General features: G+C 69.7%; 29 protein-coding genes and 1 pseudogene. 13 read left to right on the top strand and 17 right to left on the bottom strand.

Annotated features, from left to right (window positions below; all coding sequences use genetic code 11):
• Positions 1-375: 375 nt before the first annotated feature.
• The 11 genes from tgmC to ACZ601_RS26155 form a co-directional block, all read right to left on the bottom strand.
• Positions 376-1,518 (bottom strand): ATP-grasp peptide maturase system methyltransferase, encoded by a 1,143-nt coding sequence (gene tgmC / locus ACZ601_RS26205; RefSeq protein ID WP_469542204.1) that lies wholly within the window; start codon positions 1,516-1,518, stop codon positions 376-378.
• Positions 1,515-2,477 carry an ATP-grasp ribosomal peptide maturase gene (gene tgmB / locus ACZ601_RS26200; protein ID WP_469542201.1) on the bottom strand — a complete coding sequence of 321 codons (963 nt, stop codon included), beginning with the start codon at positions 2,475-2,477 and terminating at the stop codon, positions 1,515-1,517. Before tgmB ends, tgmC begins: the two co-directional genes overlap by 4 nt.
• Positions 2,477-2,713 carry a putative ATP-grasp-modified RiPP gene (locus tag ACZ601_RS26195; protein WP_469542239.1) on the bottom strand — a complete coding sequence of 79 codons (237 nt, stop codon included), beginning with the start codon at positions 2,711-2,713 and terminating at the stop codon, positions 2,477-2,479. Before ACZ601_RS26195 ends, tgmB begins: the two co-directional genes overlap by 1 nt.
• 104 nt (positions 2,714-2,817) lie before the next feature.
• Complete coding sequence (locus tag ACZ601_RS26190; protein ID WP_469542199.1) at positions 2,818-3,660, bottom strand: helix-turn-helix domain-containing protein; 843 nt, start codon at positions 3,658-3,660, stop codon at positions 2,818-2,820.
• A complete protein-coding gene (locus ACZ601_RS26185) occupies positions 3,650-4,174 on the bottom strand; it encodes a DUF6879 family protein (RefSeq protein WP_469542197.1) in 525 nt (174 codons plus the stop codon). Before ACZ601_RS26185 ends, ACZ601_RS26190 begins: the two co-directional genes overlap by 11 nt.
• On the bottom strand, positions 4,158-4,370 hold the full coding sequence (locus ACZ601_RS26180; RefSeq protein WP_469542194.1) for a hypothetical protein: 213 nt from the start codon (positions 4,368-4,370) through the stop codon (positions 4,158-4,160). The genes ACZ601_RS26185 and ACZ601_RS26180 overlap by 17 nt, the downstream gene beginning before the upstream one ends.
• Before the next feature lie 200 nt (positions 4,371-4,570).
• On the bottom strand, positions 4,571-4,972 hold the full coding sequence (locus tag ACZ601_RS26175) for a DUF3592 domain-containing protein (RefSeq protein ID WP_469542191.1): 402 nt from the start codon (positions 4,970-4,972) through the stop codon (positions 4,571-4,573).
• 272 nt (positions 4,973-5,244) lie between these two features.
• On the bottom strand, positions 5,245-5,967 hold the full coding sequence (locus ACZ601_RS26170; RefSeq protein WP_469542188.1) for a dienelactone hydrolase family protein: 723 nt from the start codon (positions 5,965-5,967) through the stop codon (positions 5,245-5,247).
• A 228-nt stretch (positions 5,968-6,195) separates the two neighbouring features.
• Positions 6,196-6,891, bottom strand: coding sequence for a phosphotransferase (locus tag ACZ601_RS26165; protein ID WP_469542186.1), 696 nt, complete (start codon positions 6,889-6,891; stop codon positions 6,196-6,198).
• Positions 6,892-6,959: 68 nt separating this feature from the next.
• Positions 6,960-7,673, bottom strand: coding sequence for a TetR/AcrR family transcriptional regulator (locus tag ACZ601_RS26160; protein ID WP_469542184.1), 714 nt, complete (start codon positions 7,671-7,673; stop codon positions 6,960-6,962).
• Between the two features lie 99 nt (positions 7,674-7,772).
• On the bottom strand, positions 7,773-8,135 hold the full coding sequence (locus ACZ601_RS26155; protein WP_469542181.1) for a VOC family protein: 363 nt from the start codon (positions 8,133-8,135) through the stop codon (positions 7,773-7,775).
• Between the two features lie 86 nt (positions 8,136-8,221).
• On the opposite strand from ACZ601_RS26155, the gene ACZ601_RS26150 reads away from it, so the two are divergent.
• Complete coding sequence (locus ACZ601_RS26150) at positions 8,222-8,962, top strand: hypothetical protein (RefSeq protein ID WP_469542177.1); 741 nt, start codon at positions 8,222-8,224, stop codon at positions 8,960-8,962.
• An 80-nt stretch (positions 8,963-9,042) separates the two neighbouring features.
• On the top strand, positions 9,043-9,432 hold the full coding sequence (locus ACZ601_RS26145) for a VOC family protein (protein ID WP_469542174.1): 390 nt from the start codon (positions 9,043-9,045) through the stop codon (positions 9,430-9,432).
• Here ACZ601_RS26145 and ACZ601_RS26140 read toward each other — a convergent pair.
• On the bottom strand, positions 9,429-10,208 hold the full coding sequence (locus ACZ601_RS26140; RefSeq protein ID WP_469542171.1) for an NAD(P)H-dependent oxidoreductase: 780 nt from the start codon (positions 10,206-10,208) through the stop codon (positions 9,429-9,431). The two genes, ACZ601_RS26145 and ACZ601_RS26140, sit on opposite strands and share 4 nt — an antisense overlap.
• Positions 10,209-10,348: 140 nt before the next feature.
• Between ACZ601_RS26140 and ACZ601_RS26135 the strand changes: the two genes are divergently transcribed.
• Positions 10,349-11,206: a helix-turn-helix transcriptional regulator gene (locus ACZ601_RS26135; protein ID WP_469542170.1), complete on the top strand. Its 858-nt coding sequence runs from the start codon at positions 10,349-10,351 to the stop codon at positions 11,204-11,206.
• A 1-nt stretch (position 11,207) separates the two neighbouring features.
• Here ACZ601_RS26135 and ACZ601_RS26130 read toward each other — a convergent pair.
• A pseudogene (locus tag ACZ601_RS26130) lies at positions 11,208-11,318 on the bottom strand (DUF397 domain-containing protein); the annotation flags it as partial.
• Positions 11,319-11,450: 132 nt separating this feature from the next.
• Here ACZ601_RS26130 and ACZ601_RS26125 point away from each other — a divergent pair.
• Complete coding sequence (locus ACZ601_RS26125) at positions 11,451-12,953, top strand: alpha/beta hydrolase (RefSeq protein ID WP_469542167.1); 1,503 nt, start codon at positions 11,451-11,453, stop codon at positions 12,951-12,953.
• On the opposite strand, the gene ACZ601_RS26120 is transcribed toward ACZ601_RS26125, so the two are convergent.
• Positions 12,940-13,263 carry a DUF397 domain-containing protein gene (locus ACZ601_RS26120; RefSeq protein ID WP_469542164.1) on the bottom strand — a complete coding sequence of 108 codons (324 nt, stop codon included), beginning with the start codon at positions 13,261-13,263 and terminating at the stop codon, positions 12,940-12,942. The genes ACZ601_RS26125 and ACZ601_RS26120 overlap by 14 nt on opposite strands.
• Positions 13,244-14,086, bottom strand: a complete 843-nt coding sequence (locus ACZ601_RS26115) for a helix-turn-helix domain-containing protein (protein ID WP_469542161.1) — start codon at positions 14,084-14,086, stop codon at positions 13,244-13,246. The genes ACZ601_RS26120 and ACZ601_RS26115 overlap by 20 nt, the downstream gene beginning before the upstream one ends.
• A 113-nt stretch (positions 14,087-14,199) precedes the next feature.
• On the opposite strand from ACZ601_RS26115, the gene ACZ601_RS26110 reads away from it, so the two are divergent.
• The 3 genes from ACZ601_RS26110 to ACZ601_RS26100 are packed head-to-tail and all read left to right on the top strand — an operon-like array spanning position 14,200 to position 15,548.
• The gene (locus tag ACZ601_RS26110; protein ID WP_469542158.1) at positions 14,200-14,442 is read left to right on the top strand and encodes a hypothetical protein; all 243 of its coding nucleotides are present in this window, start codon (positions 14,200-14,202) and stop codon (positions 14,440-14,442) included.
• The gene (locus tag ACZ601_RS26105; RefSeq protein ID WP_469542156.1) at positions 14,432-14,674 is read left to right on the top strand and encodes a hypothetical protein; all 243 of its coding nucleotides are present in this window, start codon (positions 14,432-14,434) and stop codon (positions 14,672-14,674) included. Before ACZ601_RS26110 ends, ACZ601_RS26105 begins: the two co-directional genes overlap by 11 nt.
• A gap of 55 nt (positions 14,675-14,729) precedes the next feature.
• Positions 14,730-15,548, top strand: coding sequence for an inositol monophosphatase family protein (locus ACZ601_RS26100; RefSeq protein ID WP_469542153.1), 819 nt, complete (start codon positions 14,730-14,732; stop codon positions 15,546-15,548).
• 27 nt (positions 15,549-15,575) lie between these two features.
• Here ACZ601_RS26100 and ACZ601_RS26095 read toward each other — a convergent pair whose 3' ends face one another.
• A complete protein-coding gene (locus ACZ601_RS26095) occupies positions 15,576-16,367 on the bottom strand; it encodes a helix-turn-helix domain-containing protein (RefSeq protein WP_469542150.1) in 792 nt (263 codons plus the stop codon).
• 161 nt (positions 16,368-16,528) lie between these two features.
• Here ACZ601_RS26095 and ACZ601_RS26090 point away from each other — a divergent pair, with 161 nt between their 5' ends.
• The gene (locus ACZ601_RS26090) at positions 16,529-17,983 is read left to right on the top strand and encodes an MFS transporter (RefSeq protein WP_469542147.1); all 1,455 of its coding nucleotides are present in this window, start codon (positions 16,529-16,531) and stop codon (positions 17,981-17,983) included.
• A gap of 69 nt (positions 17,984-18,052) precedes the next feature.
• Here the strand turns inward: ACZ601_RS26090 and ACZ601_RS26085 are convergent, their stop codons facing one another.
• On the bottom strand, positions 18,053-19,195 hold the full coding sequence (locus tag ACZ601_RS26085) for an ROK family transcriptional regulator (RefSeq protein ID WP_469542144.1): 1,143 nt from the start codon (positions 19,193-19,195) through the stop codon (positions 18,053-18,055).
• Positions 19,196-19,313: 118 nt separating this feature from the next.
• On the opposite strand from ACZ601_RS26085, the gene ACZ601_RS26080 reads away from it, so the two are divergent.
• The 5 genes from ACZ601_RS26080 to ACZ601_RS26060 all read left to right on the top strand — a co-directional run bounded on the left by ACZ601_RS26080 (position 19,314) and on the right by ACZ601_RS26060 (position 26,238).
• Positions 19,314-20,612 carry an ABC transporter substrate-binding protein gene (locus tag ACZ601_RS26080; RefSeq protein WP_469542141.1) on the top strand — a complete coding sequence of 433 codons (1,299 nt, stop codon included), beginning with the start codon at positions 19,314-19,316 and terminating at the stop codon, positions 20,610-20,612.
• Positions 20,609-21,601 (top strand): carbohydrate ABC transporter permease, encoded by a 993-nt coding sequence (locus ACZ601_RS26075; RefSeq protein WP_469542138.1) that lies wholly within the window; start codon positions 20,609-20,611, stop codon positions 21,599-21,601. Before ACZ601_RS26080 ends, ACZ601_RS26075 begins: the two co-directional genes overlap by 4 nt.
• The gene (locus ACZ601_RS26070; protein ID WP_469542135.1) at positions 21,601-22,434 is read left to right on the top strand and encodes a carbohydrate ABC transporter permease; all 834 of its coding nucleotides are present in this window, start codon (positions 21,601-21,603) and stop codon (positions 22,432-22,434) included. The genes ACZ601_RS26075 and ACZ601_RS26070 overlap by 1 nt, the downstream gene beginning before the upstream one ends.
• Entirely contained in the window at positions 22,431-23,756 is a 1,326-nt protein-coding gene (locus tag ACZ601_RS26065; RefSeq protein WP_469542132.1) for a Gfo/Idh/MocA family protein, read from the top strand. The genes ACZ601_RS26070 and ACZ601_RS26065 overlap by 4 nt, the downstream gene beginning before the upstream one ends.
• Positions 23,757-23,835: 79 nt before the next feature.
• Positions 23,836-26,238 carry an Ig domain-containing protein gene (locus tag ACZ601_RS26060; protein ID WP_469542130.1) on the top strand — a complete coding sequence of 801 codons (2,403 nt, stop codon included), beginning with the start codon at positions 23,836-23,838 and terminating at the stop codon, positions 26,236-26,238.
• The last annotated feature ends 17 nt before the right edge of the window (positions 26,239-26,255 follow it).

Here is a 26,255-nt window from a genome sequence, read left to right as displayed (position 1 = left end):
CCCCAGCTCACGCGCTGCCACGGTCACGTTCTCCACGACATCCAGCCGCGCAAGGAAACACTCCCGCAAACCCGCAAGATCACCACGCTCAACGCCCACGGTCCTCGCAACTCCCACAGATCATGGGTGTTGCGAGGACCGTTAGAACCCAAGGGTGTTTGCGCACCGGCGGGGGCCGACTTGGTTCCGCTGACGCTAGAGCGTCGCTACGGTCCGTCGCAAGTCGGTCACAAATGGTCAAGTTGCCGGTCAGGGTGGGTGGGTGGGTATGCAGACCCACCCACCATTCCGCTGAAAGAGCGCTCGGAGCTCGACGCTTGAGCTCCGGGGGATGGTGGGCCGAAGTGAACGGAGATTGCCCGGGGGCGCTGTGCCTCAGACCGGCAGGTCCCAGCCGGGTCCGTCCTCGGTGCCGAGCCACACCCGCTGACCGGCGGCCGAGACCGTGATGCCGAATTCCTGCTGGTGGGGCTCGCCGACGTCCTGCCAGTGCTGTACCGCTCGCTCGACCCGATCCCATAGGCGTACGGGCCCACGCTGCACGACGTCCCAACCTCCTTTGGCGTCGGGCACCGTCCGGGCCTGCGAACCGGTAGACACGTCCCAGAGGATCTGCTCCGCTCCTGCCCCCATGCGCTCGGCCGAGGGCGCGGCGAGCTGTGCGACCCAACCGCCGGTCCAGTCGTCGAGCTTCGCGGGGGCGATCCGGCTCGGGCGCTCCTCCCCGGGTAGCAGGGCCAGTGTCGGGCGGGGCGGTCGGTCGTGGGGTCGGGCGATCATGAAGCTGGTGTACCCGGGAAGGAACCGGCCCCTGGCCTGTCCGGGGCCGGTGACATCGAGCAGCGCGAGGGCGTTGGCATAGCTCCACCCGGACAGCGTGACCAGGATCTTTCCGCCCGGCCTGACCTGGTGCAGCCAGGGGAGCGGAATGTACCGGACCGAACAGGTGGCGATGATTCGGTCATAGTGTCCGCCGTCCGGGTCGCCGCGCAGCCCGTCACCGATGATCAGCCGGGGCGCGAAACCGGCCGCCTTGAGCGCCGAAGCCGCAGCCCTGCCCACTACTGGGTCGTACTCGATGCTGGTGAGGTTGGCGTCCCCGAGGCGATGCGCGCCGAGGGCGGTCGAGTAGCCCGTGCCCGTGCCGATCTCCAGCACCTGGTGTCCGGCCAGGGCGCCGAGCTGCTGCCACATGCGCAGCACGAGCGACGGCAGGGTGGACGACGACGAGGGGGACCCGGTCACGGTCCCATCGGCCATATCACCGGGCCTGGTTCGCCCGTCGAGTTGAGTGACCAGAGTCTTGTCGGAGTAGACCCCCTCCAGCCACTCGGTCCGTCCCTCGCGGACGGGGCGGTAGGCGGTCGGGACACTGCCGGCGACCGCCAGAAAGTAGGAACTCGTGAAGAACTCGCGGGGCACCGCCCTGACCGCGCTGCTCCACTCGGGCTCCGTGAGGGTGCCGTTCTCGGTGAGTCTGTCCGCGAGAGCGGCGCGGAGCTGAATCGCTGTGTTCACGTGCAGGGCCCCTTCTCCAGTTGGTCCGCGATGGCGACGGCGACAGCTGCGGTGGTTTCGGCCGGCTGCCATGCCCATTGGCCGTTCGGGTTGCACTCAAAGAAGTACCAGTCACCGGAGGCGGTTACGGCGAAATCGAACGCGCCGTAGATCAAACGGAGTTCAGCGAGATACGCCGCGACCGCACGCGCGACAGACTTCGGCACCTCGACCGGCGCGCACGTCATCAGATCTTGACGGTGACGCCAGTCGAGATCCGGGCTGTCGATCCGGACCCCGAACAGTCGGTCGGCCACGGCGGTCACCCGCACATCGAAAGCCTTGTCCACCTTGGTCTGGAACATGTGGGGGCACACGGACACGGCATCGGTGATCTCGGCCCCGTGCACCTCCCGGACCCAGATGCTGTGCGGCTGGTCGTCGACGCGGTACGGCGTGTTCCACAGCGGCTTGTAGACCACTCCGCCGTGGTACGAAGTGATGAACTCCCTTGCCTCTTTCGGGTCGTTGGTGATCACCGTGTCGGGAACCAGGAATCCGCAGCGTTGCGCGGTGGAAAGCTGCGACGGCTTGAACTCGGCAGCCCGGTTGTTCCAGGGGTGGTTGACGTAGCGCGCTCCGGACAGGGAAGCGAGGATGCCCCCCGCGCCCCAGAGTGCTTGATCTGCCGCGAACCGGTGGACTTGGTCGCTCAACCAGGGTGGCGGCCCATAGGGCGAGGGCCTGCGTACCCAGACCGACCGAACCCGGGTGGTATCGAGTTCGCGGCTTGCCGTGCGCAGGGTGCCACGCTGCTCACCCGTGCGGTACGTGGCGGTCAGCGCGGCACCCGCGTGCAGGTCGGCACCGGGGTCGAGGCGGACTACGGGGATCCGGCGTTCGCAGAGAATCCGCAGCACCACGTCCGCTGTGACGTCGTAGGGATTGGTCAGCACCAGTACGGACCGGCTGTCATCCATCAGCCGGAGCTCTGGTCCTGGTCATAGGACTCGGTGCTGTCCGCGTCGGTCGCGCCGCCTGGACCAGCCCCGTCACCAGGTGTGGTCGACGTGGGCGTCAGCCCGCTCGTGCTGGTGCCGTGGCTCCCCAGTTCGATCGTCCGGCCCTGCTCGTCCACGATCACCGCGATCTGTGTTTCGGGGTCGATCATGGGCGTGAACTGTGTGGCCGCGCTGGTGGCCGCATACGGGCCCATTCGCTGCGTGCCCCATGGTGCGGGTGTCTGCGTCATCTACTCTGCGCCTCCGTTGCCAGGTGGTGCTGACACATGATTCCTCCCCCTGGCACCGACTTGACCTTTTATTGCCGCTGTCGGTTAAAAATCATGGACCATTCGGTCAGCAAACGCCGACAGTCTTCACTCCAAACCGCGTATCCCTCGTACCTGTCGAAGTCATCTCGGTACGCGTTCACGTCGCGGCGGTCTCGCAGCATCAAAGCCCCCGTGCTGGTTTCCACGGTTGCCAGGCGCCGGTCGTAGACCGTGAACGTATTCAATGGCCTTTCGGGGATGTGGCCAGAGAGGGGAATGATTCCCAGACGGACGTTGGGCAGGCGGGAAACCGATACCAATCGGTCCAACTGCATGGCCATGGCCAGCGGCGGGAGGACAGGCCATCTGACAGCCTGCTCGGTCAGCACGAAGGTGAACGACTTCGCGACTTCAAGAAGAATGTTCTGTCGTTCGAGTTTCTTGGCGATAGTCTTTGACTGATCGCCGGGAACATCGGAAATGCTTGCCCGCACATAGTCGGGTGTGGCGAGCAGACCGGTAATCATGGAGAGTAGGAAGAAGCGAAATTCTTTTGTTGCGGCCTCCAGTCGGGCCAATTCGTTCTGCTTCTTGTCCAGCCCTCGGCGACGAGAAGCCCAATGGTCCTGCCACTCGGTGTTGGCGGAGCGGGCGAGCAAAAATATTTCATTAGCTAGCGGGACCTCTGCGCCCAAGGCTTCAAGGATCAGCTCGACATCGACCATGGCGGGTGTCAACTTCCCGCTTTCGATGTTGCTCACCTTGGTCTGACTCATGTTGCAGCGCTTGGCGAGCCGGGCTTGAGTCCATCCGGCCCGCTTGCGCTCCTGCTTCAATGCTGCCGCTAGGTCCGACCTGGAATGACCTAGGGTCCCAGGGTCAAAGGTCAAGGCCCTTCACGTACTCCTCGACGGAAACCGACTCGTCGACGGCGATCCTCTGATATTCGAGGAATGGTGTGATATCGCCGTCGAACACTTCCCGGCTGATCTGCCGGCCGTCGGTATGGTAGTTCATGAGGACCACTGAGGAACGATCGAACATCCAGAAGTCCTGTGCCCCTTCAAGAGGGTTGGGGCGGTCCGTCACATCGAGAATGCGGATCTGCTCACCGGCCAGGACGTGAGGCTTGTAGTAGTGATGGAACTCGAACCGCAGGTAGTCCGAGAGCGGGCGAGTCAACACATGGACCCTGCCTTGGAGTCGCCCTTCTGCGGCTTGCCGACGCAGTCGATCCGTGTACTCGTTCGACACGGATACCGGATCGATGCGCGCGCCGTTCCTGAATGACTCGAACTCTGCCGCCTCTTGGGGCATGAGGTACTGCGGCAAGGTCTCCAGACGCCAGGCTTCCCGCTGGAATCCCTCAAAGCGAGCAGCCCACTCCTCACCAGCCAAGAACACGAATGGCCTCCCTAAATGTCGCCTCCGGAATCTCCACAAGCCCCTCCCCGTCGGGCGCCTTGAAGGAATGGGAGACGTTGCCCTGAATCACGAAGGATCCCGATGGGGTCCGGTAGATGTTCGGGCAGTCGTCCTTACCGCACGTACCGTTCCCGTTTCCGTTGCCAGTTAGCCGGGTCAGTTCCTCACGAGCCATGACTGCGGACCCCCTCGGACGGCCCCCTGCGGGCCGGATGTCATGACGGTACGAGCGGGGCGCCCGAGTCGTCTATGCGGGAGCCCCAATATTCCCGTCATCGCATAAACCGGCTCGGTCGGTGAGGCTGGGGCAAGCGCTGGAGCGGTCAGATTCCCGCGCGCCCAGAGCTTCGCCTGGTGCGGGCGGGGAGGCCGAGCTCAACGGCCGGTGGCGAGCATCCAGATGCCGAGGGCCGTGAACAGGGTGCCGAGCGCGAGAGGAAACGCGACGTCCATGATCCGTTTCCCGATGAGATCGATCCGCGCGCTCTCAGGGGCATCGTGCAGGTACCTCACGGGGACCTCTCCGCCCACGGGAAGGCCCTTGACTCCGGAGGACCCGGCCTGGAGCGTGTGCTGGCTGCCGCGCGCGTCAACGAATTCGACCACCGCGGTGCGGGAGGGAGGGCCGCCGTCCTTTCCGGCGCCGCGCAAGTCGTGGCGGACCACCAGGCCTCTGGCACGGATCCCCTTGCGCCGGAGACGGTGCCGCAACACGGCCTCGCGGGTGCCGAACCAGAGGGTGATGAGACCTGCCAGCAGCACCATCGCAACCCACACGGCTGCCTCCCCTCCCCTGCCCGTCTCATGGGTGGACGCCGCATCGACCGGAGACGGTTCCTGGCGCGAACGCCGGGCTGCCCGACGAGATGCGCCAGTCCCGGCCGTCGCGGGGCCCGGGACCGCCTCCGAGCTCATGGGACCTCGCAGCCCGCTCGCGGCGCTCCGCTGAAGGAGGGCTCGGAGCGCGACGCTTGAGCCCCGGGGGATTTCTCGGTGGCCGGCGGCCGTGCCCGGCCGGGCACGGCCGCCGGCCTACCGCCCCCTGCCGGTCACTTCAGATGGCGGCCGAAGAACCGGGCGGCGTCCTCCGTCTCGAACCACGGGGTGCCGGTGTGGCCGCCCATGTTGGCGTGCAGGGTCTTCTGCTGGCTGCCGAAGGCGTCGAACAGGTCCAGGACCGGTTGCCGTTCCATGCCCGCGTCGTCCCACTGGAGCAGGAACTGAAGCGGCAGGGTGAGCTGCCGGGCCTCCTCGCGGACGATGCCGGGGACGAAGCCCATGCCGAAGAAGACGGCGGCCGCGATGCGCGGCTCGACGAGCGCCAGCCGGATGCCGATGGCGGTCAGCCCCTCGTACCCGACCGGTCCGCCGATCTCGGGCAGCGCGAGGAGGGCGTCCAGGGTGGTCCGCCATTCCGGGACCGCCCCTTCGACCAGCGGGAGGAGGAGCCGGTCGACGATCTCGTCGACCGGCTCGCCGGCCTGCAACGCCCGGCGCAGATCGGCCCGGGTCTGCTCGTCATCCGCGGAACGGGGCCGGTCGCCGTGGCCCGGAGCGTCGATGGCCGCCACCGCGAAGCCGTGCTCCGCCGCGTAGTAGCGGGCCCGCGCCACCAGCCGGGGCAGCCGCTTGTGCAGGCTGCCGGGGTGACCGATCAGGATCAGAGGTGCGGGGGCGGACCCGGAGGTCCACAGGAGACCGGGAATCTCGCCCAGGGTGAATTCGCGTTCGAGGACGCCGTCGTCGAGACGCTGCTCAGAAATGAATCGCATGGTCGTGCCTTTCGGGAGTGCTGCTGAACGGCGCTCCCGGACGACCTATCGCCCGACCGTGACCCCGGAGGAGAGCACCCATGTCGCGTTTGTGTTCACGGGTACCACCTCCTCGTTCTCTCGCACGGCCTCCGCGAGATTAGCCGTGGCCCGCTTCGGTCCGCAATCGGGTTTCTCCCGCAGAGCGCATCGCGGCCCGGCCGCGCCGCTCCCCGCTGTCCCACGCGCTCACCGCAGCGAGCGTTCCAGCGCGCCACGATGACCGGAGACCCACTCAAAGGCCGTCCGGACTTGCCTCACCGCCCCTGCGTCACGGAGCCGGGCCATGGCGGCGTCACCCGCGTCGGCCTGGGCGTCGATGCCCCGCCAGCACCGGTCCTGCCACCACAGAATCGTGGGCACGAGACGTTGCCGGTCCGCCAACGCGTAGCTGTCGGCGATCAGCCTCATGCGTCGCGCCACCTGCTCGACGTCGGTGACCGAAGGGCCCAGATCGAGGTACTCCCAGCAGACATGGGCGATGTCGTGGATGCGTGCGCCCGGTGCCGCCAGGTCCCAGTCGATGAAGGCCGTCGGTCGAAGCCGGCCACCGTGCAGCCGATAGACCGTGTTCTTGGGCGACAGGTCGTTGTGGCACACGACCTCGTGGCCTCCGGCCAGAGGAGTGCCGGCCGTCAGGTCGTGGAACTCACGCACGAGCCGGGCGACCGCCACCAGGCTCTCGTCCGATGACACGGCAGCGGGTTGGTTCGGCTCCCATGCCACATGGCCGTCGAGGTAACCGAGGATTTCACGGCCTTCGTCGTCCACACCGAGATATCGCGGAGCACCACTCCAGCCACCGGCTTCGAGTGTCTTCAGCAACTCGCCCACGAACGGTGCCGAGGCCGGACGGCGCACGGTGTCCCCGACGCGGACGACCACGTTGACGAAACCCCCGGGCAGGGACGGCTCAGGCACCCGTCCCGCTGCCTGATCGCTGTCTCCGACGCTCACACCTCGTCCCGACGGTCCGGGGCGTCCCCCGTAGGCAAGGGGGTGGCCCGGATGCCGTTGATCAGGGTGGTGATGCCCCATGACATGCGCTGCTCCGCCGTGCCGGAGACCAACTGCGTGGCGTGCGCCGCGATGTGCGGGTGGGTGCGCTCCGAGGTTTCGTGCAGGGCCCCCGTGAGGGAGTCCCACTCGGCCCGGGTGTCGGCGGACTGGTCCCGCGTCGACTGTTCCGCCGCCGTCGCGGTCGTGTACTGGAGCAGCAGGTCCACGCCCCAGGCCGCCTGGGCGGGCGGGATGCCGCCTTCGTCGAGCAGGGCGAGCAGGGTCTCGATCAGCCGGAGGTAGTGCACGCCGCTGGGCTGGATCAGGAGTGCGGCGCGGGCCAGCCCCGGGTGCGCGAAGAGGGTGGTCGTGTACGAGGTGAGCAGGCCTTCCAGCCGCTCGCGCCAGTCGCCGTCGTCCTCGGCCCGCAACGGCTCCAGCAGCTCGTCCAGGATCGCCGCGTGCAGCTCGGCGGTGTTGGCGACGTACACGTAGAGCGAGGCCGGGCCCGTGTCCAGCTCCTGCGCCAGACGGCGCATGGTCACCTTGGCCAGGCCCTCCGACCGCATGATCCCGACCGCCGCGGCCACGATCCCGTCCCGCGACAGCGCGGGCTTGGCCGGCCGTTCCCGGCGGCTGCGTCGTGGCTGGTCGGTGTCGGATCCCATACGGCACACCGTAACGAACGGTCACGGGGAACCCCGCACAGCGGCCTTCGGAATCAAGGCCACCTATCAGGGGGCGCCGGGCATACTCACGTCCCGGAATCAGCGGCCGTCGATGCCGATGATCGTGCCGAACGGGTCACGCAGTTGGGCGATGCGCCGGCCCGGCTCGATGTCCAAGGGGCCGCGATGGTGTTCGCAGCCGGCGGCGAGGAGCCGTTCGCGGGCCTGGTCGACGTCGTCAACGTGCCAGTACACGACGGGGCTGCCACCGCGCGGGTTGTGCTCGTCGTCAGCGGGGTGGAATCCCAGCTCGATCCCGGCGGCTTCGACCCACGCGTAGACGTCGCCCGTGGGGCTGATATCGGTCTTGACGGGAGCGTCGAGGAGCGCGCCCCACCAGGCCGCTGACGCTGACGGGTCATCAGCGAAGACCATGACGGTCCGCACATGGTGGAACAACATGTGGATACCTCCGATGGGGCATCCAATCCTAGGTCGTATCGTCGTTTCACTGGAGGGGAATCCGGCGGAACGGGGAGGGAAAGCGCATGGCGTTCGGGAGGAACCGGCGGGTCGAGCCCTTCGAGGCGGTGCACTGGGACGCGATCACGCAGTTCACGGTGGGCCGGATGATGCGGCACACGATGCGGAAGTCGACGCGGGGCGAGGGTGCGCACGCGGTCCGGTTCAGGGCGAGGCGCGGGGGTGACACGTACATGGTCCCCGGCGTCTACATCGTCCCCGTGGACCCGGCCCTGGCGCTCGCCAAGGGTGGGTTCCGGCTCTTCGAGGACGAGGCCGCCCGCCGCCTGCTGTGCACGGTGCTGCCGGACGGCTCCGACCGCTACCGGGTGACGGACGCCGCCGGTCAGGAGCTCGGCTCGGTCCGCCGCACCCCGGTCACCAAGCGGTTCAGCCAGCACGGCCTGTGGCTGGAACAGCCCGGACACCCGGACATAGTGGCCCCCCGTAAGTGGGCGAAGGGCGGCCCGATGGCGTCCCTGGGGCGCGGGGCGGGGCATGTCGCGGAACATGTCGTGGACGGCGTCCTCAGCGCGGTGTTCCTCGGAGCGAACGAGACGTCGGGCTCCGGGGGCAGCCTCAAACCCCTGGTCTGGGTGCTCGGAGTGACGGACGAGGAGTACGGGCAGGTGGTGCTGACCTTTCCGCACAGCACCCAGAGCGAGCGCTGGTACTTCATCAACCAGGACAGTCCGCTCGACAAGCGTCTCGCCTTCGCCCTGGCCGTGGTGCGTGAGAGTGAGATCTTCCGCGCCGACCAGCGCTGAGCGGGGGGTCTGTCAGAGGCGGGTGCCACGATTCAGGGGCGAGTTGCCGCGATCCGACCACCCCATGCACCGGGAGCACCATGAGGATTCACCTGACCAGTGTCTTCGTCGACGACCAGGAGAAGGCCCTGCGCTTCTACACGGACGTGCTGGGCTTCGTGAAGAAGCATGACGTGCCGGTCGGCGCGGACCGCTGGATCACCGTGGTCTCGCCCGACGCCCCCGACGGCACCGAGCTGCTGCTGGAGCCCAACGGCCATCCGGCGGTGAAGCCGTACACGACCGCCCTGTTCAAGGACGGCATCCCGGCCACCTCCTTCGCCGTGGACAACGTGCACGCGGAGTTCGCCCGGCTGCACGGCCTCGGCGTGCGCTTCACCCAGGAACCGGCGGAGATGGGCCCCGTCACCACCGCCGTCCTGGACGACACCTGCGGCAACCTGATCCAGATCATGCACACCGGCTCCTAGCCGCGCACGTGCAGCCCGAACCCCGTACGGTTCGCGGACTCCAGCCCCTCCTTGAGGTGCAGTGACGGGATCTCGTAGTCACCGAAGTTCTGCCGCCGGAACGGGATCGGCTCGGTCGACTCCAGGGTGAGCAGCCGCTGCTCCCAGGCCTTGGCGGCGACCGCGTACTCCTCGGCGCCCATCCGGTCCGTGCCGTGCAGCACGAACGGCGGCAGCACCTCGATGCCCGGGTAGAACAGGACACCGTGTTGGATCGGGAACAGCAGATCGTCGATCGGGCCGTTGATCCCGCGCGCCGCGTAGTGCCCCTCCGGGCCGCCGACGGTCACCGACAGCAGAGCCCTCCTGCCCGCGAGCGTTCCCTCGCCGTAGCGCTCCCCGTACTTGGTGGCGCTGTGCTCCCCGACGCCGTACGCGAACCGGTACGTGAACACCCGGTCCACCCAGCCCTTGAGGATCGCGGGCATCGAGTACCACCACAGCGGGAACTGGAAGATGATCGTCTCCGCCCACAGCAGCTTCTCCTGCTCGGCCAGCACGTCCGGGGTGAGCGTCCCGGTCTCGAAGGCCCGGCCCGAGTCCCGGGCGACCTGCAACGGGCTCGACGCGGCGGGCCCGTAGTCCGAGGCGTCCACGACCGCCTTCCAGCCCATCGCGTACAGATCGCTCACCCGCACCTCGTGCCCCGCCGCCTCCAGCGTGGACACCGCGAGGTCCTTGAGCGAACCGTTGAGCGAGTCCGGTTCCGGGTGGGCGTGGACGATCAGCGTCTTCATGGCAATTCCTCCGGTTCGGTTGCCTCCGATTCTGCGCACCCCGGCGCCCCTTGTTCAGGGGCGCCGCTTCCGTCGGACCGGACTTCCTGGTATCGGCAGGGCCACCTTCCCGGCGTACCCCTGTGCCCATACTGGAAGGCATGGACGATCTCGCAGGCTTCCTCCGGACCCGTCGCTCGCGCGTCGACCCGGCGTCCGTCGGCATCACCGTCGACAGCCGCCGCCGGGTCGAGGGGCTGCGCCGCGAAGAGGTCGCGCACCTGTCCGGGGTCAGCGTCGACTACTACGTACGCCTGGAGCAGGGCCGCGCCACCCAGCCCTCCGAACAGGTCCTGGACGCGCTCGCCCGCGTCCTGTCCCTCGACGAGACGGAACGCGACCACCTCGGCCGGCTCGCCGGTCAGCGCCGCCGCCCCGCGAAGGCCCCGGCCGCGCGGGTCCGGCCGGAGCTGCTGCAGGTCCTCGACCTGACCGCCGGCGCACCCGCGATGATCATGAACCACCGGATGGACGTGCTCGCCGGGAACCGCCTCGCCCAGTTGCTCTACGGGCGGCCGCTGCCCGGCCTGAACACGGCCCGGCACATCTTCCTGGAGGAGTCCGAACGCGGCCTCTACGCGGGCTGGGAGACGTGCACCCTCGACGCGGTCGGCCACCTGCGCCTCGCCGCCGGCAAATACCCCGACGACCCCCGGCTGGCCTCGCTCATCGGGGAGCTCTCGATGGGCAGCGAGCGCTTCCGCCGCCTCTGGGCCCGCGCGGACGTGCGCGCCCGCACGCACGGCTGCAAGGCGTACCGGCACCCGCTGGTCGGGCTGCTGGAACTGCACCAGGAGAACTTCGCGCTGCCGGACGAGTCGGGCATGGAGCTCGTGGTGCTCTCCGCGCCCCCCGGCAGCCCCGCAGAGGACGGGCTGCGGCTGCTCGCGAGCCTGGGCACGGGGAGTGGCGACGCGGCGGATGTGGTGGGCGCGGTGGAGGCCCAGGTCCGGGAGTAGCTCACCTCAGGTCGTCCACGAACGACTGCCACGCCGCCACGCGGAACATCCGCACCGGGCCGTCGGTCACCTTGGATTCGCGGACGGGGACGACCCTGACACAGCCCTGATCCTTCCCGGAACGGCCCCTGACAGCGCCGCCGGACGGCCCGTCCCGCGCCTAGCGTGACCGCAAGGACCGGTCGAGGACCGCATCTCTCCTTGGCCACGTCCGCCATGCCCGGTCTCGCCAGGAGGACGATTCATGCTGGGACGATCTACGCCCGTCAGGGGCCCGTCAGCGTTACGCCGCACCGCCACACGGACCACGGCCGTCGCCGTGGGGACCGCCGTCGCCGCCGTCATGGGATGCGTCGCCGGGCCCGCCGCGCACGCGGCCCCGGTGCCGGCCGCCCGGACGCTGCACTGGGCTCCGTGCGGCGCCCCGGACGAACCGGGAGCCGAGTGCGCCACACTCGACGTCCCCGTCGACTGGTCCGACCCGGAGGGACCGACACTGGGCCTGGCCGTGGCCCGCCGCAAAGCCACCGGGCCCGGCGCCCGCGTCGGCTCGATGGTGTTCGGCCCCGGAGGGCCCGGCGACTCCGGGGTGGAGCGGGTCGTGGGCGGCATCAGCCGGTTCAGCCCCGAGGTCCGCCGCAGGTTCGACATCGTCAGCTTCGACCCGCGCGGCGTCGGTGCCAGCAGCCCGGTGAACTGCTCGGCCGAGCTGCTGGCCCGCCGCCCGTCCGCAGATCTCGCGAGCCAGACGGACTTCGACGCCACTCTCGCGTACAACAAGCGGCTCCGCGCCGACTGCCGGGCCCGCACCGGCCCGGTGTTCGACCACCTCGACTCGGGCCAGACCGTCCAGGACCTGGACGCGCTGCGGGCGGCCCTCGGAGAGACCCGGCTGACGTTCCACGGCAGCTCGTACGGCACCCTGCTCGGGGCGCAGTACGCCGAGACGTACCCGCACCGGGTCCGCGCCATGGTGCTGGAGAGCGTGATGGACCACAGCGTCACCCGCACCCGTGACCTCCTGAGGTCCCAAGCGGTCGCGGCGCAGGACTCCTTCGACGAGTTCACCAAGTGGTGCGCCGACGACTCGGCCTGCGCGCTGCACGGCCGCGACGTGCACGCCGTCTGGCAGGGGCTGCTGGGCCGGGCCGAACGCGGCGAACTCGACAACCCCGACCGCCCGGGAACCGCCCTCTCACCGGCCGATCTGGTCAACCGGATCGCCTTCAAGAAGTTCTACGACGTGAAGTACGCCGAACTGGCCACCGCGATCGCCGGGATGGAGGCGAGCAGCCCGCTCCCCGCCTCACCCACCTCTGCCATGCCGCTCCCGCCCGCGACCCCGGTCTTCTGCGCCGACTGGCACCTGCCCGTACGCGACTACCCGGAATACGCCTCACTCGTCCGGACGATGAACAGTGCCGCGCCCGACCTGCCCCACCTGCTGCCGGTCCACATGACCGCGGCCTGCCTGGGCATGCCGACCGCCAACCCGCAGCACCGCCTCACCGCCCACGGCGCCCCGCCGGTCCTGGTGTCCAATGCACTCCACGATCCCGCCACCGGCTACCCGTGGGCGGTCTCGGTGGCCCGGCAGCTCGGCCGCAGCGGCGTGCTCCTGACGTACGAGGGGCAGGGCCACGGCAGCGTCACCAGCGGCCCGTGCATGGAGAACGCCGTCAACGGCTACCTGACCGATCTGACGGTGCCGGCCCGTGGCACCAGGTGTCCGGTCAGCCGCGCTTGAGATCGGTGACGAACGACTGCCAGGCGCCCATGCGGAACATCAGCACCTGGCCGTCGGCCACCTTGGAATCGCGTACGGGGACGGCCTCGGGAAGCCCGTCGAGGACTTCGAGGCAGTCCCCGCCGTCTCCGCCGCTGTGCTTGGACTTGCGCCAGGTGCCGAGCTCCAGGCAGTTGCCCCCACTGGCGTCGCTGAACGTCGACTTGTGCCAGGTCGCGATCTCCACGCAGTTTCCGCCCTCGCCCCCGCTGTATGAGGACTTGTGCCAGGTCGCCCTTGACAGGTCGTAGTCAGAGCTCTTGAGCTTCATGCGTGAATTCCTCCGCCACGGTCTCGATCAGGGCCAGGGACTCATCGGGGGACAGTGAGCTGGCCGCGACCAGATCGTATGACAGGTCGTAGCGAGCGACGGCGGCTGGATCGTCCTCCAGCCTCCCGACACCCAGGACTTCGAGATAGGCAAGTGGAGGTGCGTCGCAGAAGGACATCATCTTGAGAGCCCCGTTCAGTGCCGCATGGGCCCCCGCACTGAATGGCAGAACCTGCAAGATGATCCGGTGCCGCCTGGCAAGGCCTGCGATGTGACACAGGGATTCCGCCATCACCTCGGGCCCGCCCACCCGTCGGCGTAACACTGCCTCGTCCAGTGCCACCCACAACAACGGGGCTGTTGGATCGGCGAGGATCTGGGCGCGCTCCAGCCGGGTCGCCACCAACTCGTCGATGACGCTCTCTTCTGCTGTCGGCTGATACGCGCGGAACACCGCCCGCGCATACCCCTCCGTCTGCAACAGGCCCGGGATGAGCTGCGGCGCGTACTCGCGGATGGTTTCCGCGCGGGCCTCCGCCTCGGCCGCCTCCGCGAAGTGTTCCGGGTACTTCGACTTCTTCAGCGCCTCGCAGTTCCGTACGAAGAAGCCGTCCGCGCCGAGCATCTCGTCGAACTTCTCCGCCTGGTCCATCTGCATGCGCCGCACCCCGGACTCCAGCTGGCCGATGAACGAGCCGCTGAGGAAGAGCGGGGCGCCCAGGTCCGTCTGGGAGAGGCCCGCCGCCTCTCTTCTGTGGCGGAGTTCGGCGCCCAGGAGGGCGCGGGGCGAGGCGGAGGGATCGAGCTTTCTGGGACCCGGCATGACAACTCCCTGTGACGCACCAGCGGTTGTTGGAACCGCACCTCTTCCAGGCTAACGAGATATTGGCCACGCTGGGTATGCATTGACATTACTCAGCGTGGAAGGAATGGATCATGACGACAACGGAGCAGCGCAGGGTTACGGCAGGCAGAGTGCGGGAGGCGGAGGAGGCGGTCGAGCGGCTGCGGGAAGGGCTCGCGGGGGTCGGGATCACCTTGCCTTCGCTGGGGATCGACCCGGTCTCGTGTGCGGGGAGCGGGCCGGGCGTGCTCGTGGATCTCGGGCGCTGCAACCTCGACACGGTGCGGCGGCTGAGCGGGGTGCTGGACGGAAAGGCGGCAGGTCATGGCGGGTGAGGGCGGTGAGCCGGAGGCGTGTACGCCGGAGCCCGGATCGTTCGTCGTGGATGTGCGGGACGGACGGGTGGGCCGGGTGACGGCGCGCGTCGGGCCGTATGTGCGGCTGCGGCCGCCCGGCGGTGGCCCGGAGTGGGACTGCCCGCCGGAGTCCGTCCGGCCGGCGTCGCCGGGGCTCGTGCTGCGGGCGCGGGTGACGGAGGTCAACCGGGAGGGGCAGCTGCCTCGATGAGGATGCGAAGGGGTGTTCTGCCGCGACGGGAATGGGCGCTGATATCCCGGTGTTCATGCTCGGCATGAACACGGAAAGCGACGCACAACTGGCCGTCAGAGCGGTGCGGGCGGGCGCGGCGGTGGTCCGGGAGATGTACGGGACATCGCCGCAGCGGTTCGACAAGGGCGGCGGTGACTTCGCGACGGCCGCCGACCTCGCCGCGGAGAAGGCCATCCTGGACGTCCTGCGTACCGCCCGGCCCGATGACGCGGTGACGGGTGAGGAGAGCGGCCGCACGGGAGCGGACGGCGCCGAACGCAGGTGGCTGGTCGACCCGTTGTGCGGCACGCTGAACTACGCCGTGAACACGATGGTGGTCGCGGTGAACGTCGCCCTGCGCGAGGGGTCGTCCATCACGGCGGCGGCTTCGGCCGACCCGTTCGGCGGCGAGGTGTTCTGGACGGACGGCGAGCGCGCCCGCCTCCACAGGGGCGATACGGGTGGTACGGACGAGGAGTTGGCGCCCTCGTCCGGGTCGCGGCTGGTCGACGTCAACCTCGACCCGCCATTTCCCAACGCGCCCGGCTTCCGGGCGGTCGGCCTGCTGGCCGCACCGGAGTTCGCGGAGCACTTCCGGCCGCGCGTGGTCTCCAGCACGCTTGCCGTGGCCTGGGTCGCGGCGGGGCGCAGGGCCGCGTACGTCACGGACGGGCGCGGGCTGCGCGACAGCGTGCACTTCGCCGCGGGCATCGCCCTGTGCGAGGCCGCGGGCTGTGTGGTGACCGGCATCCACGGGCAGCCGCCGCACACCGGCGCGGAGGGACTGGTGGTCGCGGCCGACCGGGAGACGCACGGCCTGCTGCTGGAGATGATCAGGGGGCAGGAGAGATGATCAGGGGTCAGGAGAGATGACCAGGGGTCAGGAATCGGGTTCCGCTGCCTCGGGCGACGCGTCGCCGTTGAGGTAGCGCCCCGGCGAGGTGCCGACCGTCCGCCGGAACGCCGCGAGGAAGGCGCTCGGCGTCGCGTACCCGACGGTGCGCGCGACCCGGGAGACGGGCAGGCCCTCGGCGAGCAGGGGGAGCGCCGCGCGCAGCCGTACGTGGGTGCGCCAGCGGTCGAAGTTCATGCCGGTGTCCTGGACGAAGAGCCGGGTGAGGGTGCGTCGGCTGGTCCCCACCGCCCGTGCGTGCGCCTCCAGGCCCCGGGGGTCGTCGGGGCGGGCGAGCAGTGCGTCGGCCACGGCGCGGACGCGGGCGTCGGTGGGCTCCGGTACGTCGATGGGCGTGGCCGGCAAGGGGTGCAGCAGGTCCAGCACGACCGCCTCCGCCCGCAGCCGCTCGTCGTCGGGGAGGTTGTCGCGGCCGAGGTGGGCGATCAGGTGGGCCAGCAGCCCGTCCACCGCGACGGGTGTGGGCTCCGTCCAGCTCTTGTCGCACCGGTCCGGGTGGAAGTAGAGGCTGCACAGGACCGCGTCCCGGGTCGCGCCGGTCCGGTGCACGACGCCTGCGGGCACCCACAGCGCCGTTGTGCGCGGCAGGACCCAGTGCGCGTCCCCGACCGCGACGCCGAGCACCCCGCGCCGAGCCCAGGCCAGTTGGTGCTGCGGGTGGTGGTGCGGGACGAACCATTGCCCGGCCGCCAGCGGGAAGTTCCCCACGACGATGGCGCCGACCCCGGCCGGGATGTCCCCGAAGACGTCATTGGTCATGCCCCCGAGGCTATGTCCCCAACGCGATACGAGCTGACCTCGTAGCCCGTAGCGGCCAGAACGGCCCCTGCATAGCGTTGTTCTGTGCCGCTGAGCGCGTGGGCCGGTCCGCGTCCCCCCGTCCGGCGCCGCCAGCCGCTCACGACGACGGGACGCCCGGCATGACATCCGCATCGAAGACGACCACGACCGGCTCAGAGGCCGATGCCGCTTCCGCGCGCCGGGGACCCGCGCTGGTGGTGCTGTGCTTCGTACAGTTCATGCTCGTCCTGGACGACAACGTGGTGAGCGTCGCGCTGCCCAGCATCCGCGACGAACTGGGCTTCGGGGCCGCAGGTCTGTCCTGGGTCGTCAACGCCTACTTCCTGGCGTTCGGCGGCCTGTTGCTGCTGTTCGGCCGCATGGCGGATCTGCTCGGCCGCAGACGCGTGTTCCTGGCCGGGGTGGCGCTGTTCGGTGCGGCGAGCCTCGTCTGCGGGCTCGCGCAGGAGCCGTGGCAGCTCGTCACCGGGCGGTTCGTCCAGGGTGCGGGGGCGGCCATGTGCGCACCGGCTGCGCTGGCGATGATCACCCTGCTGTTCCCCGGCCCCGGGGAGCGGGCCAGGGCGTTCGGCGTCTGGGGCGGTATCGCCGGTCTCGGCGGGACGGCGGGCCTGGTGATCTCCGGTGCGCTGACCGGTCTCGCGTCCTGGCGCTGGATCTTCCTGATCAACCTGCCGGTGGCCCTCGTGACCCTGGTGCTGCTCCCGCGCCTGGTTCCGGAGAGCCGGGCCGGGCGGGTGGGGCGGCTCGACGTACCCGGTGCGGTCCTCGGTACCGGCGCCCTGGTGTCCCTGGTCTACGGGCTGCTCAGGGCCGGGGAGTCCGGGGAGTCGGGCTGGCGGGACCTCGGCGGGGTGGCGCCGCTGGTGCTGGCCGTGGTGCTCGCCGCCGCGTTCGTCGTGGTGGAGGCGCGGACCGCCGAGCCGCTGGTGCCACTGGCGTTCCTGGCCCACCGGATTCGCGCGGTGGCGAACGGGGCGACGCTGCTGTTCTCCGCCGCCATGTACGCGATGGCCTTCCTGCTGATGGTTCACCTGCAGACCGTGCTCGGCTACCGCCCCCTCACGGCCGGGGTCGCCTACCTGCCGTACTGCGCGGGCATCCTGGCGGGCATGTGGCTCTCCTCCCGGGCCGTGGCCGGGCTCGGGACGCGCCCGGCCCTCGTCCTCTCGTTCCTGGTCAGCGCGGCCGGAATCCTGCTGCTGTCCGGCGTGACACCGGACATCGGTTACGCCCGCGGAGTGCTGCCCGGCATGCTCCTCACGAGCCTCGGCTGTGGACTCACCCTGCCCGCCCTGACCGTCGCCGCGCTCACGGGAACCACGGAGGAGAACGCCGGGCTCGGCTCGGCCGTCCTCAGCTCCGTCCAACAGGTCGGCGGCGCCGTGGGGGTGGCGGTGCTCGTCGCGGTGGCCGCACGCCGCGCGGACGCCCTGGCCGCGCGGCAGGGCCCGCTGCCCGCCGCGACCGAGGGCTTCTCGCTCGCGCTCACCGTCACCGCCGCCCTCCTGGTGCTCGGCGCGGTGCTGGTCGCCGCGTTGCCGGGAGGGCGCGACCGCCCGCGCACCGGCTGACCTGCCGCGCCCGGCCCGCCCGTGGACGCGCTGCCCGGCAGGAGCGGCTCCGGAGACGCCCGCGACGGGTCAGCCCCTGGCGGACACCTCGAACAGCCGCTTCTCCACCGCGTCCAGAGCGAGCCGTACCGCCCCCGTGGCGACCGACTGGTCGCCGAGCCGGGAGGCGACCACGTCCACCGGGAACAGGCAGAGGGCGTCGAGGCGCTCGCGCAGCGGGTCGAGGAGGAGGTCGCCGGCGAGGGAGACCCCGCCGCCGATCACCACGAGTTCGGGGTCCATGGCCAGCACCATCGCCGCGATGCCCTGGACCAGGTCGTCGGCGTAGTGCTCCAGGGCCTCCAGGGCGCTCGGGTCGTTGGCGCGGACCGCCGCGAACAGGTCCTCGACGTCGTCCCGGCCCTGGTCCCGGCCCTCGTCCAGCCAGCGCAGGGGGTGCTCGGGGGCGCTGCGCCAGCGGGCGGCCGGAAGGTTGCCGATCTCGGCAGACGCACCGTTGCGGCCGGTGTGCAGGCGGCCGTCGATCAGCGAACCTGCGGAGATGTGTCGGCCCGCGTGGATGTAGAGGACGTCGCGGGCGTCGGTCGCCGCGCCGTTCCAGTGCTCACCCAGGGCGGCGATCTTGGTGTCGTTGGCCGCGACCACCTCGGCGCCGAACGGTTCGGTGAACGCGCCCGGCAGATCGGTGCCGGTCCAGTCGGGAAGCAGCGAGCTGAGCCGTACCCTGCCCGCCGCGTCGACGATACCGGTGGAGCCGATGCCGACCGCCTGGACATCGGCGGCGCGCAGGCCCGCGCCGCGCAGGGTGCGGTGGCCCAGGGTGCGCGCGGCGGCGATGCGGTCTGCGGCCGGGAGGCCGGGGGAGACCGCCGTCTGCCGGGTGGCGAGGACCTGTCCGCCGAGGTCGGTGACCATGGCGAGGACCTTGTGCATGCCGATGTCGAGGCCGAGGACGCAGCCCGCCTCCACGCGGAAGCGGTAGCTCTTGGCGGGGCGGCCGACCTGGCGGCGGCCGTCGGCGGGCGGTGCGACCTCCTCGACCCAGCCCTGCTCGACGAGGCCGGTGAGCGCGTTCTCGACGGTGGCGCGGGTGACGGTGGTGGACTGCACCAGCTCGGTCAGCGTGAGGCTGCGCGCCTCGTACAGCACGCGCAGTACGGCTGCCGCGTTGAGGCGGCGCAGCAGGGACGAGTCTCCCCCGGCAACGGTCATATGGTGTCGACCCCTTGACTCCGTACGGATGAGCGCTGCACTATCGGCGCATCATTATTTGAGAAGGTACCAAAAATAATCAGCGGCGCTGCTGACCTTCTGAATTGAGGACCACCAAGTGAACCGCATCACGCGCCTCGCTGCCGCCGTAACTCTGCTGGGTGCCACGGGAGTTGCCTGCTCCCCGGCCGGCTCCGACACGGCGGGCGGAGGCGGGGACGGCACCAGGACGATCACCTTCCTCACCTTCGAGACCCCCAACCTGGACGCGAAGTACTGGGACGACGCCATCGCGCGGGCCGAGAGCAAGGTTCCCGGGCTGAAGGTCAAGAAGCTGGTCGCGCCCAGTGCCGACCGCACCGGATACGCCAAGCAGCTGCTGGCCTCCGGTCAGTTCCCGGACGTGATGATCTCGGTGTCCCCGGTCGGCTTCGCGGAGGCGGGGGAGATGGCGCCGTGGACGGACAAGGAGCTCGCCTCCTACACGTTCCCGCAGTCCAACCCCATCGGCGGCAAGGTCTACCAACTGCCGTACAACACCCAGCCGACGCCGCTCGTCTACTACAGCAAGAAGCTCTTCGCCAAGGCGGGCGTCACGGCGCCGCCGAAGACGTACAAGGAACTCCTCGCCGCGTCCGCGAAGCTCAAGGACAAGGGCATCGACCCGTTCGTCGTCGGCGGTGGCGGCAAGGACGCCTTCGCCTCCTCCTACCTGTGGACCGCCCTCGTCGGCACGGACGTCTACAAGAAGACGCCGGACTGGATCGCCCAGCGCCGCGCGGGCAAGGTCACGTTCAACGACGCCGACTTCAAGGGCGCGACGGACAAGTTCGTCGGCCTGGTCAAGAAGGGGTACGTCGACAAGGCGGGGCTCTCGCGCGACTACGCCAACACCGAGAAGGCGTTCCTCGGCGGCAAGGGCGCGATGTACCCGATGGGCACCTGGTTCGCCACCGCCGCCGACAAGAGCCCGATGAAGGACGACATCGGTGTCTTCGCGTTCCCGACGGACGACGGCTCCCCCGCCCTGCCCTCGTACACCGGCGGCGGCATGTCGGTCTCCGCGAAGTCCAAGAACCTCAAGGAGGCGAAGGAGTTCGCGCTCGCCTTCCAGCAGGACAAGGTCAACCAGGACGCGGTGGTGAAGAGCGACGGCGCCATCATCGCGATGAAGGGCTACACCCCGCCCGCCGGTATGGGGCCCGTCTACAACGCCACCGTCAAGGTGTACGACGAGGCGGCGAAGAGCGACGGGGTCGTCAACGCCTTCCTGATCGAGACGGGTGACGACGCGCTGCTGCCCGGCATGGTCGACAAGACCTTCGCCCTGGCGCAGGACATCATCGCCGGGCGCAAGGACGCCGACCAGGCGACGAAGGCGCTCGACGACGACTGGGCGAAGGCCGATACCCAGTGACGACTCCCGCGACGTCGACTCCCGCGACCGGGACGGAGCGGCGCACCGCCGCGGACACCGTCCCCGCCTCCCGCCCCCCGGCCCCCAGCGGGCCCGGCGGCCCCGCCCGCCGCAGCCCCTGGCCCGCCGTCCGGCACTTCCTCGGCTTCGGCGCACCCGGCCTGCTCGTGTACGCCTGCTTCGTGCTCGCCCCGATCGTGCTCAGCGTCGGCTACAGCTTCACCAACGCCAACCAGTTCGCACCCGAGACCCACTTCACCGGCCTCGACAACTACACCCGGCTGCTCGGTGACGAGGAGTTCCTCACCGCGCTCAGGGTGACGACGATCCTCACCCTCATCGTGGTGATCGTCCCCAACGTGTGCGGCCTCGCCGTGGCCCTGCTGCTCGACCGGGACGGCTGGCTGTACAAGGCGCTGCGCAGCGTCTTCTTCGTCCCCGTCGTCCTCAGCGCCGTCGTCGTGTCCGTCGTCTGGCAGGCGATGCTCACCGACGACGGGCTCGTCAACACCGTGCTGCGTTCGCTGGGCGTCGACACCCCGCCGGGCTGGCTCTCCGACCCCGACATCGCGCTGTACTCGGTCGGCTTCATCATCAGCTGGCAGATGCTCGGCTTCTGCGCCGTGGTCTACCTCGCCGGACTCCAGGGCGTACCGCAGGAACTGCACGAGGCCGCCGCGATCGACGGCGCCGGGCCCTGGCTGCGGTTCCGCAAGGTCACCTGGCCGATGCTGGCCCCCGCCCTGACCATCAACACCGTGATGCTCCTGATCACCGGCTTCAAGGCGTACGACCACATCCAGGTCCTCACCAACGGGGGACCGGGCACCGGCACCACGGCGACCCTCGCCTTCTCCGTCGTCCAGACCGGCTTCACCGCCAACCGGACCGGTGAGGCCTCCGCGATGGCCCTGATCATGCTGGTGATCGTCGCCGTGGTCTCCAGCGTCGTGCTGCGCTTCCTCCAGCGCCGTGAGGTGGACTTCTGATGCAACAGCGTGAACGCGCGCCCTGGGTGAGGCCGGTCGTCGCACTCGTCGCGACCGCGGTGTTCTTCCTGCCGCTCTACCTCGTACTCGCCAACGTCTTCAAGCACGGCGAAGAGATCACCGACTCGCCGGCCTCGCTGCCCTGGCCGCCGACGCTCGACAACCTCTCCGCCGCGCTGTCCCGGCCCGATCAGCTGTTCTGGAACGGCCTGATCAACAGCGTCACGATCACCCTGACCTCGATCGTGCTGCTCACCGTGTTCTCCGCGATGCTGGGGCACTACCTGTGCCGCAGCCGCAGCCGGACCGCGCGGATCACGATGCTGGTGCTGCTGGCGGGGCTGATGATCCCGCCGCAGGTGATCCTCGTCCCCGTCACCGACATGCTCCAGCTGACCGGGATGATGGCCACCCTCCAGGGGATCGTCGCCTTCAACGTCGGCTACTACGTGCCCTTCGGCGTCTTCGTCTTCTCCGGGTTCATCCGCACCATCCCGATGGAGCTGGAGGAGTCCGCCGCGATCGACGGCGCCGGCCGCTGGCGCACGTTCTGGCAGGTCGTCTTTCCACTGCTCAGGCCCGCGACCGCCAGTGTGCTGATCTTCCTGGGGGTGTGGATCTGGAACGACTTCCTCAACCCGCTGATCATCCTCGGCCCGGCGGGCGGAACCACCGTCACCGTCGGGGTGTACCGGGCGATCGGGGAGCACCAGCAGGACTTCGGCCAGGTCTTCGGCCTGATGTTCCTGGCCGCGCTGCCGGTGCTGATCTTCTACATCGTCCTCCAGAAACACTTCGTCAAGGGCCTCACCGGAGGGGCCGTCAAGGGATGACCGTGACAGTTACGCACGTCGACGCGACCGAGCAGGTCTTCAGTAATCTCCTCTCCCACCGAGGCCGCCCACTCGACCGGCCGCTCACCCTCGTCCTCGCGGGCGCGGGTGCCAGAGGAACCGGATACGCGGACCTCGCGGCGGACGGCACGACCCCCGTCTCCTTCGTCGCCGTCGCGGACCCGAGGACCGGCCGGCGCGACGAACTCGCGGACCGGCACGCCATTGGGCAGGAGCGGCGGTACACCGACTGGCGCGAGCTCGCGGCCGTGCCGCGCCTGGCCGACGCCGTGATCATCGCGGTCCAGGACTCCATGCACCTGGAGGCCGCGGAGGCGTTCGCCGCCCTCGGCTACGACATCCTGCTGGAGAAGCCGATGGCCCTCAGCGCCGAGGACTGCGACCGCATCGCGGCGGCGGCCGAGGCGGCGGTCGTCTCCCTGACGGTATGCCACGTCATGCGCTACTCGCCGTACAGCGAGCGGCTCAAGACCCTGGTCGACCAGGGGCGCATCGGTGACATCGTCAGCGTCCAGCACCTGGAGCCCATCGGCTACTGGCACTTCGCGCACTCCTTCGTACGCGGCAACTGGAGCCGCGAGGAGCGGTCCAGCTTCGCCCTGCTCACCAAGTCCTGCCACGACATCGACTGGCTGGGTCACATCGTCGGCAGGCCCGTAGAGGCCGTCTCGTCGTTCGGCTCGCTCCGGCACTTCCGCGCCGAGAACGCACCGGAAGGCGCGGGGGAGCGGTGCGTGTCCTGCGCCGTCGAACCTTCCTGCCCGTACTCGGCGCGCAAGCTCTACCAGATCGGGCTGCGCGAGGGCGGCGTCAAGCGCTACTTCACCCGGATCGCCTCGGACGAACTGACCGAGGAGGCGGTCGAACAGGCCATGACCGAGGGGCCGTACGGGCGGTGCGTCTACCGCAGCGACAACGACGTGGTGGACCACCAGGTCGTCAGCCTCCAGTACGAGGGCGGCGTCACGGCCGCCTTCACGCTGACCGCCTTCACCCCGCAGGAGAACCGCCACACCAAGATCTTCGGCACCCTCGGCCAGCTCACGGGTGACGGACGCACCATCGAGATCTACGACTTCACCACCGACGAGCGCACCGTCATCGACACCGACAACGGCGGCTCCTCCGCCGCGGAGGGCCACGGCGGCGGCGACGCGGCCCTGCTCGACGCCTTCGTCCGGGCCCACCACGAAGGACGGCCCGAGCTGCTGCTCACCGGTGCGAGCGCGAGCCGGGACAGCCACCGGGTGGTGTTCGCGGCGGAGCGGGCGCGGCTGACCGGGCAGGTCGTCCGGCTCTGAGCCGCAGCCGCACTCCCTCCGGCTCCTCTGCTCCATCTACCCCTGTTATTGCTGTTACTTCTTGATGAAGGGTCATCACATGAGGCGTACACGCACATGGAGCACGGCGGTCGGGGCGAGTGCGGTGGCCCTGAGTATCGGTGTCGTCGCGGCCGTACCGGCCAACGGCGCGGAGGGCACCGGCACACCGTCCGCCCGGACCGCGCACCACGGGGCGCACGCCGCGCTGGAGATAGCGGCCGGCTACCTGGACATCGGACTGGACTCCACCGGGACCGTGACCGCCCTCAAGGACTCCCGCACCGGCAAGGACTACGCCGCCGCCGGGAAGGCGGCCTCCCTGGTCAGCCTGGTGGTCGACGGGCGTCAGGTGCGGCCGACCGAGGTCCGGCGCTCCGGGCGGGACGGCGGGCTGCTGACCTTCACCAACAGGAAGGCCGGACTCCGGATCGATGTGCGGGTGCGGGACGAGGACGGCTACGCCACCCTCGAAGCGGTCCGGGTCGACGTACCGGCCGGGGCCGACGCGCAGACGCTGCTCTGGGGCCCCCTCGCGACGTCCGTCACCCGGACCGTCGGCGAATCCGTCGGCGTGGTCCGGGACCAGGACTTCGCCATCGGCCTGAAACCGCTCACCGACCGCACCGAGGGCGCCTGGCCGCAGGAGTACCAGAAGTTCGGCTGGGAGGACGAGGTCGAGGACAACCCGTCCAAGCTCCAGGTGGCCCCGCACGAGGAGTGGAGCGCCGCGGGCAGGACGCCGTGGGGCTCCGTACTGCGGTCCTTCACGTACGACTACACGAAGGAGCGGGAGCGGCAGAACGTCGGCGGCTACCGGATTCCGGTCGGCCCGCTGCCCGCGGCCACCGCGAAGGTCACCGGCTCCAAGGTCGCGCTGTTCGGCGCCTCGCCCGAGATGACGCCGACGGTCCTGTCGGACATCGCACGCGGCGAGAGCCTGCCGTACCCGACGCAGAACGGGCAGTGGCAGAAGACGGCCCAGGCGAGCAGCCAGTCCTTCCTCGTACTGAGGGATCTCAAGACGGCCAACATCCCCGCGGGCGCCGGCTTCGCGAAGGCGGCCGGCATCGACTACATCTACTCCCTGCCCAACTCGGTCGGGCCCTGGCAGACGACGGGGCACTACCGGTTCGACGCGGGCCTGGGCGGCAGCGACGCCGGGGCCGAGGCAGCGGTCGACGTTGCCAGGGCCAACGGCGTACGGCTCGGTGTGCACACCATCTCCGACTTCATCAGCACCGACGACGCCTACGTGAAGTCGGCCGACGACCGCCTCGCGACGGGCGGCCGCGCCACCCTGACCCGCCCGCTGGCGGCAGGCGACACCACGGTGTACCTCGACTCCGGCACGCTGCTCGCGGACGGGCTGCACAGCAAGATCCTGCGCATCGGGGACGAGTTCGTCGAATACACCGGGGCCCGGCAGACTGGCGACGAGTGGGAGGTGACCGGACTCAAGCGTGCCCGGTGGAGCTCGGCCGCCGTTGACCACGCCACGGGTGACCGCACCGCCCGGGTGATCGTCAACAGCTACAACGGGGCGATCGGCGGAAACGGCATCATCGACGAGATCGCCACCCGGCTGTCCACCGCCTGGAACAACACCGGAATCATGTCCAACTCCTACGACGGAGTGGAATCGGCCTCCGAGTCCGGCTGGGGCTCCTACGGCCAGGCCCGCCTGATCAACGGCGCCTACAAGGGGAACGCCGAGAAGGACGGGTTCGTCACCGAGACCAGCCGGATGACGTCCAACACCTGGGACGCGCTCACCCGCGCGAGCTGGGGCGAGGTCGGCGTGACCAGCATGGACCAGGTCTTCATCAACAACGCGTACTACAAGGACAACTTCCTGCCGGGGATGCTGGGCTGGATCCAGCTGTCGGGCACAGAGAACCTGGCCGACTTCGAAAGTGTCCTGGCACGGGGCGCGGGCCTGAACGCGGGCTCCGGCTTCCAGGCCTCGGTCTCCGCACTCACCGCGAGCGGCGAGCACGGCAAGCAGTTGCTCGACGCGATCAAGCAGTGGGACACGGCACGCAACCTCGGCGCCTTCACCGAGGCCCAGAAGGCGAGCTTCCGGGACCGGTCCACCCGCTGGCACCTGACGGAGGTCACCCCCGGCAAGCGGTGGTCGCTCCAGGAACTCGACGCTGCCGGACAGCCGGTCGGCACCGCCCAGGACGTCTCGGCCCCGGCGCCCCGGCTGAGTCCTACGACGCTGCCGACGGCCAGGACGCACCAGCTCTACGAGGCGCGGCTGACCACGAACACCCCGGCGACGGTCCGCTACGAGGTGACAGGCGGTGCCCTCCCGAAGGGGCTCCGGCTGAACAAGGACACCGGCGGCATCACCGGGGAACCGCTCCGGGCCGCGAAGTCCACCTTCACGGTCACCGCCCACAGCACGGGCGGCCTGCCCGACGCGAAGGCCACCTACAAGATCACGGCCCGCCCCTGAGGTGACGCCGTGCCGCG

It is taken from the genome of Streptomyces sp. NPDC104307, assembly GCF_055584045.1.
Note: the sequence above shows the minus strand (reverse complement) of the source record. Positions and strands in the feature narration are given on the sequence as shown.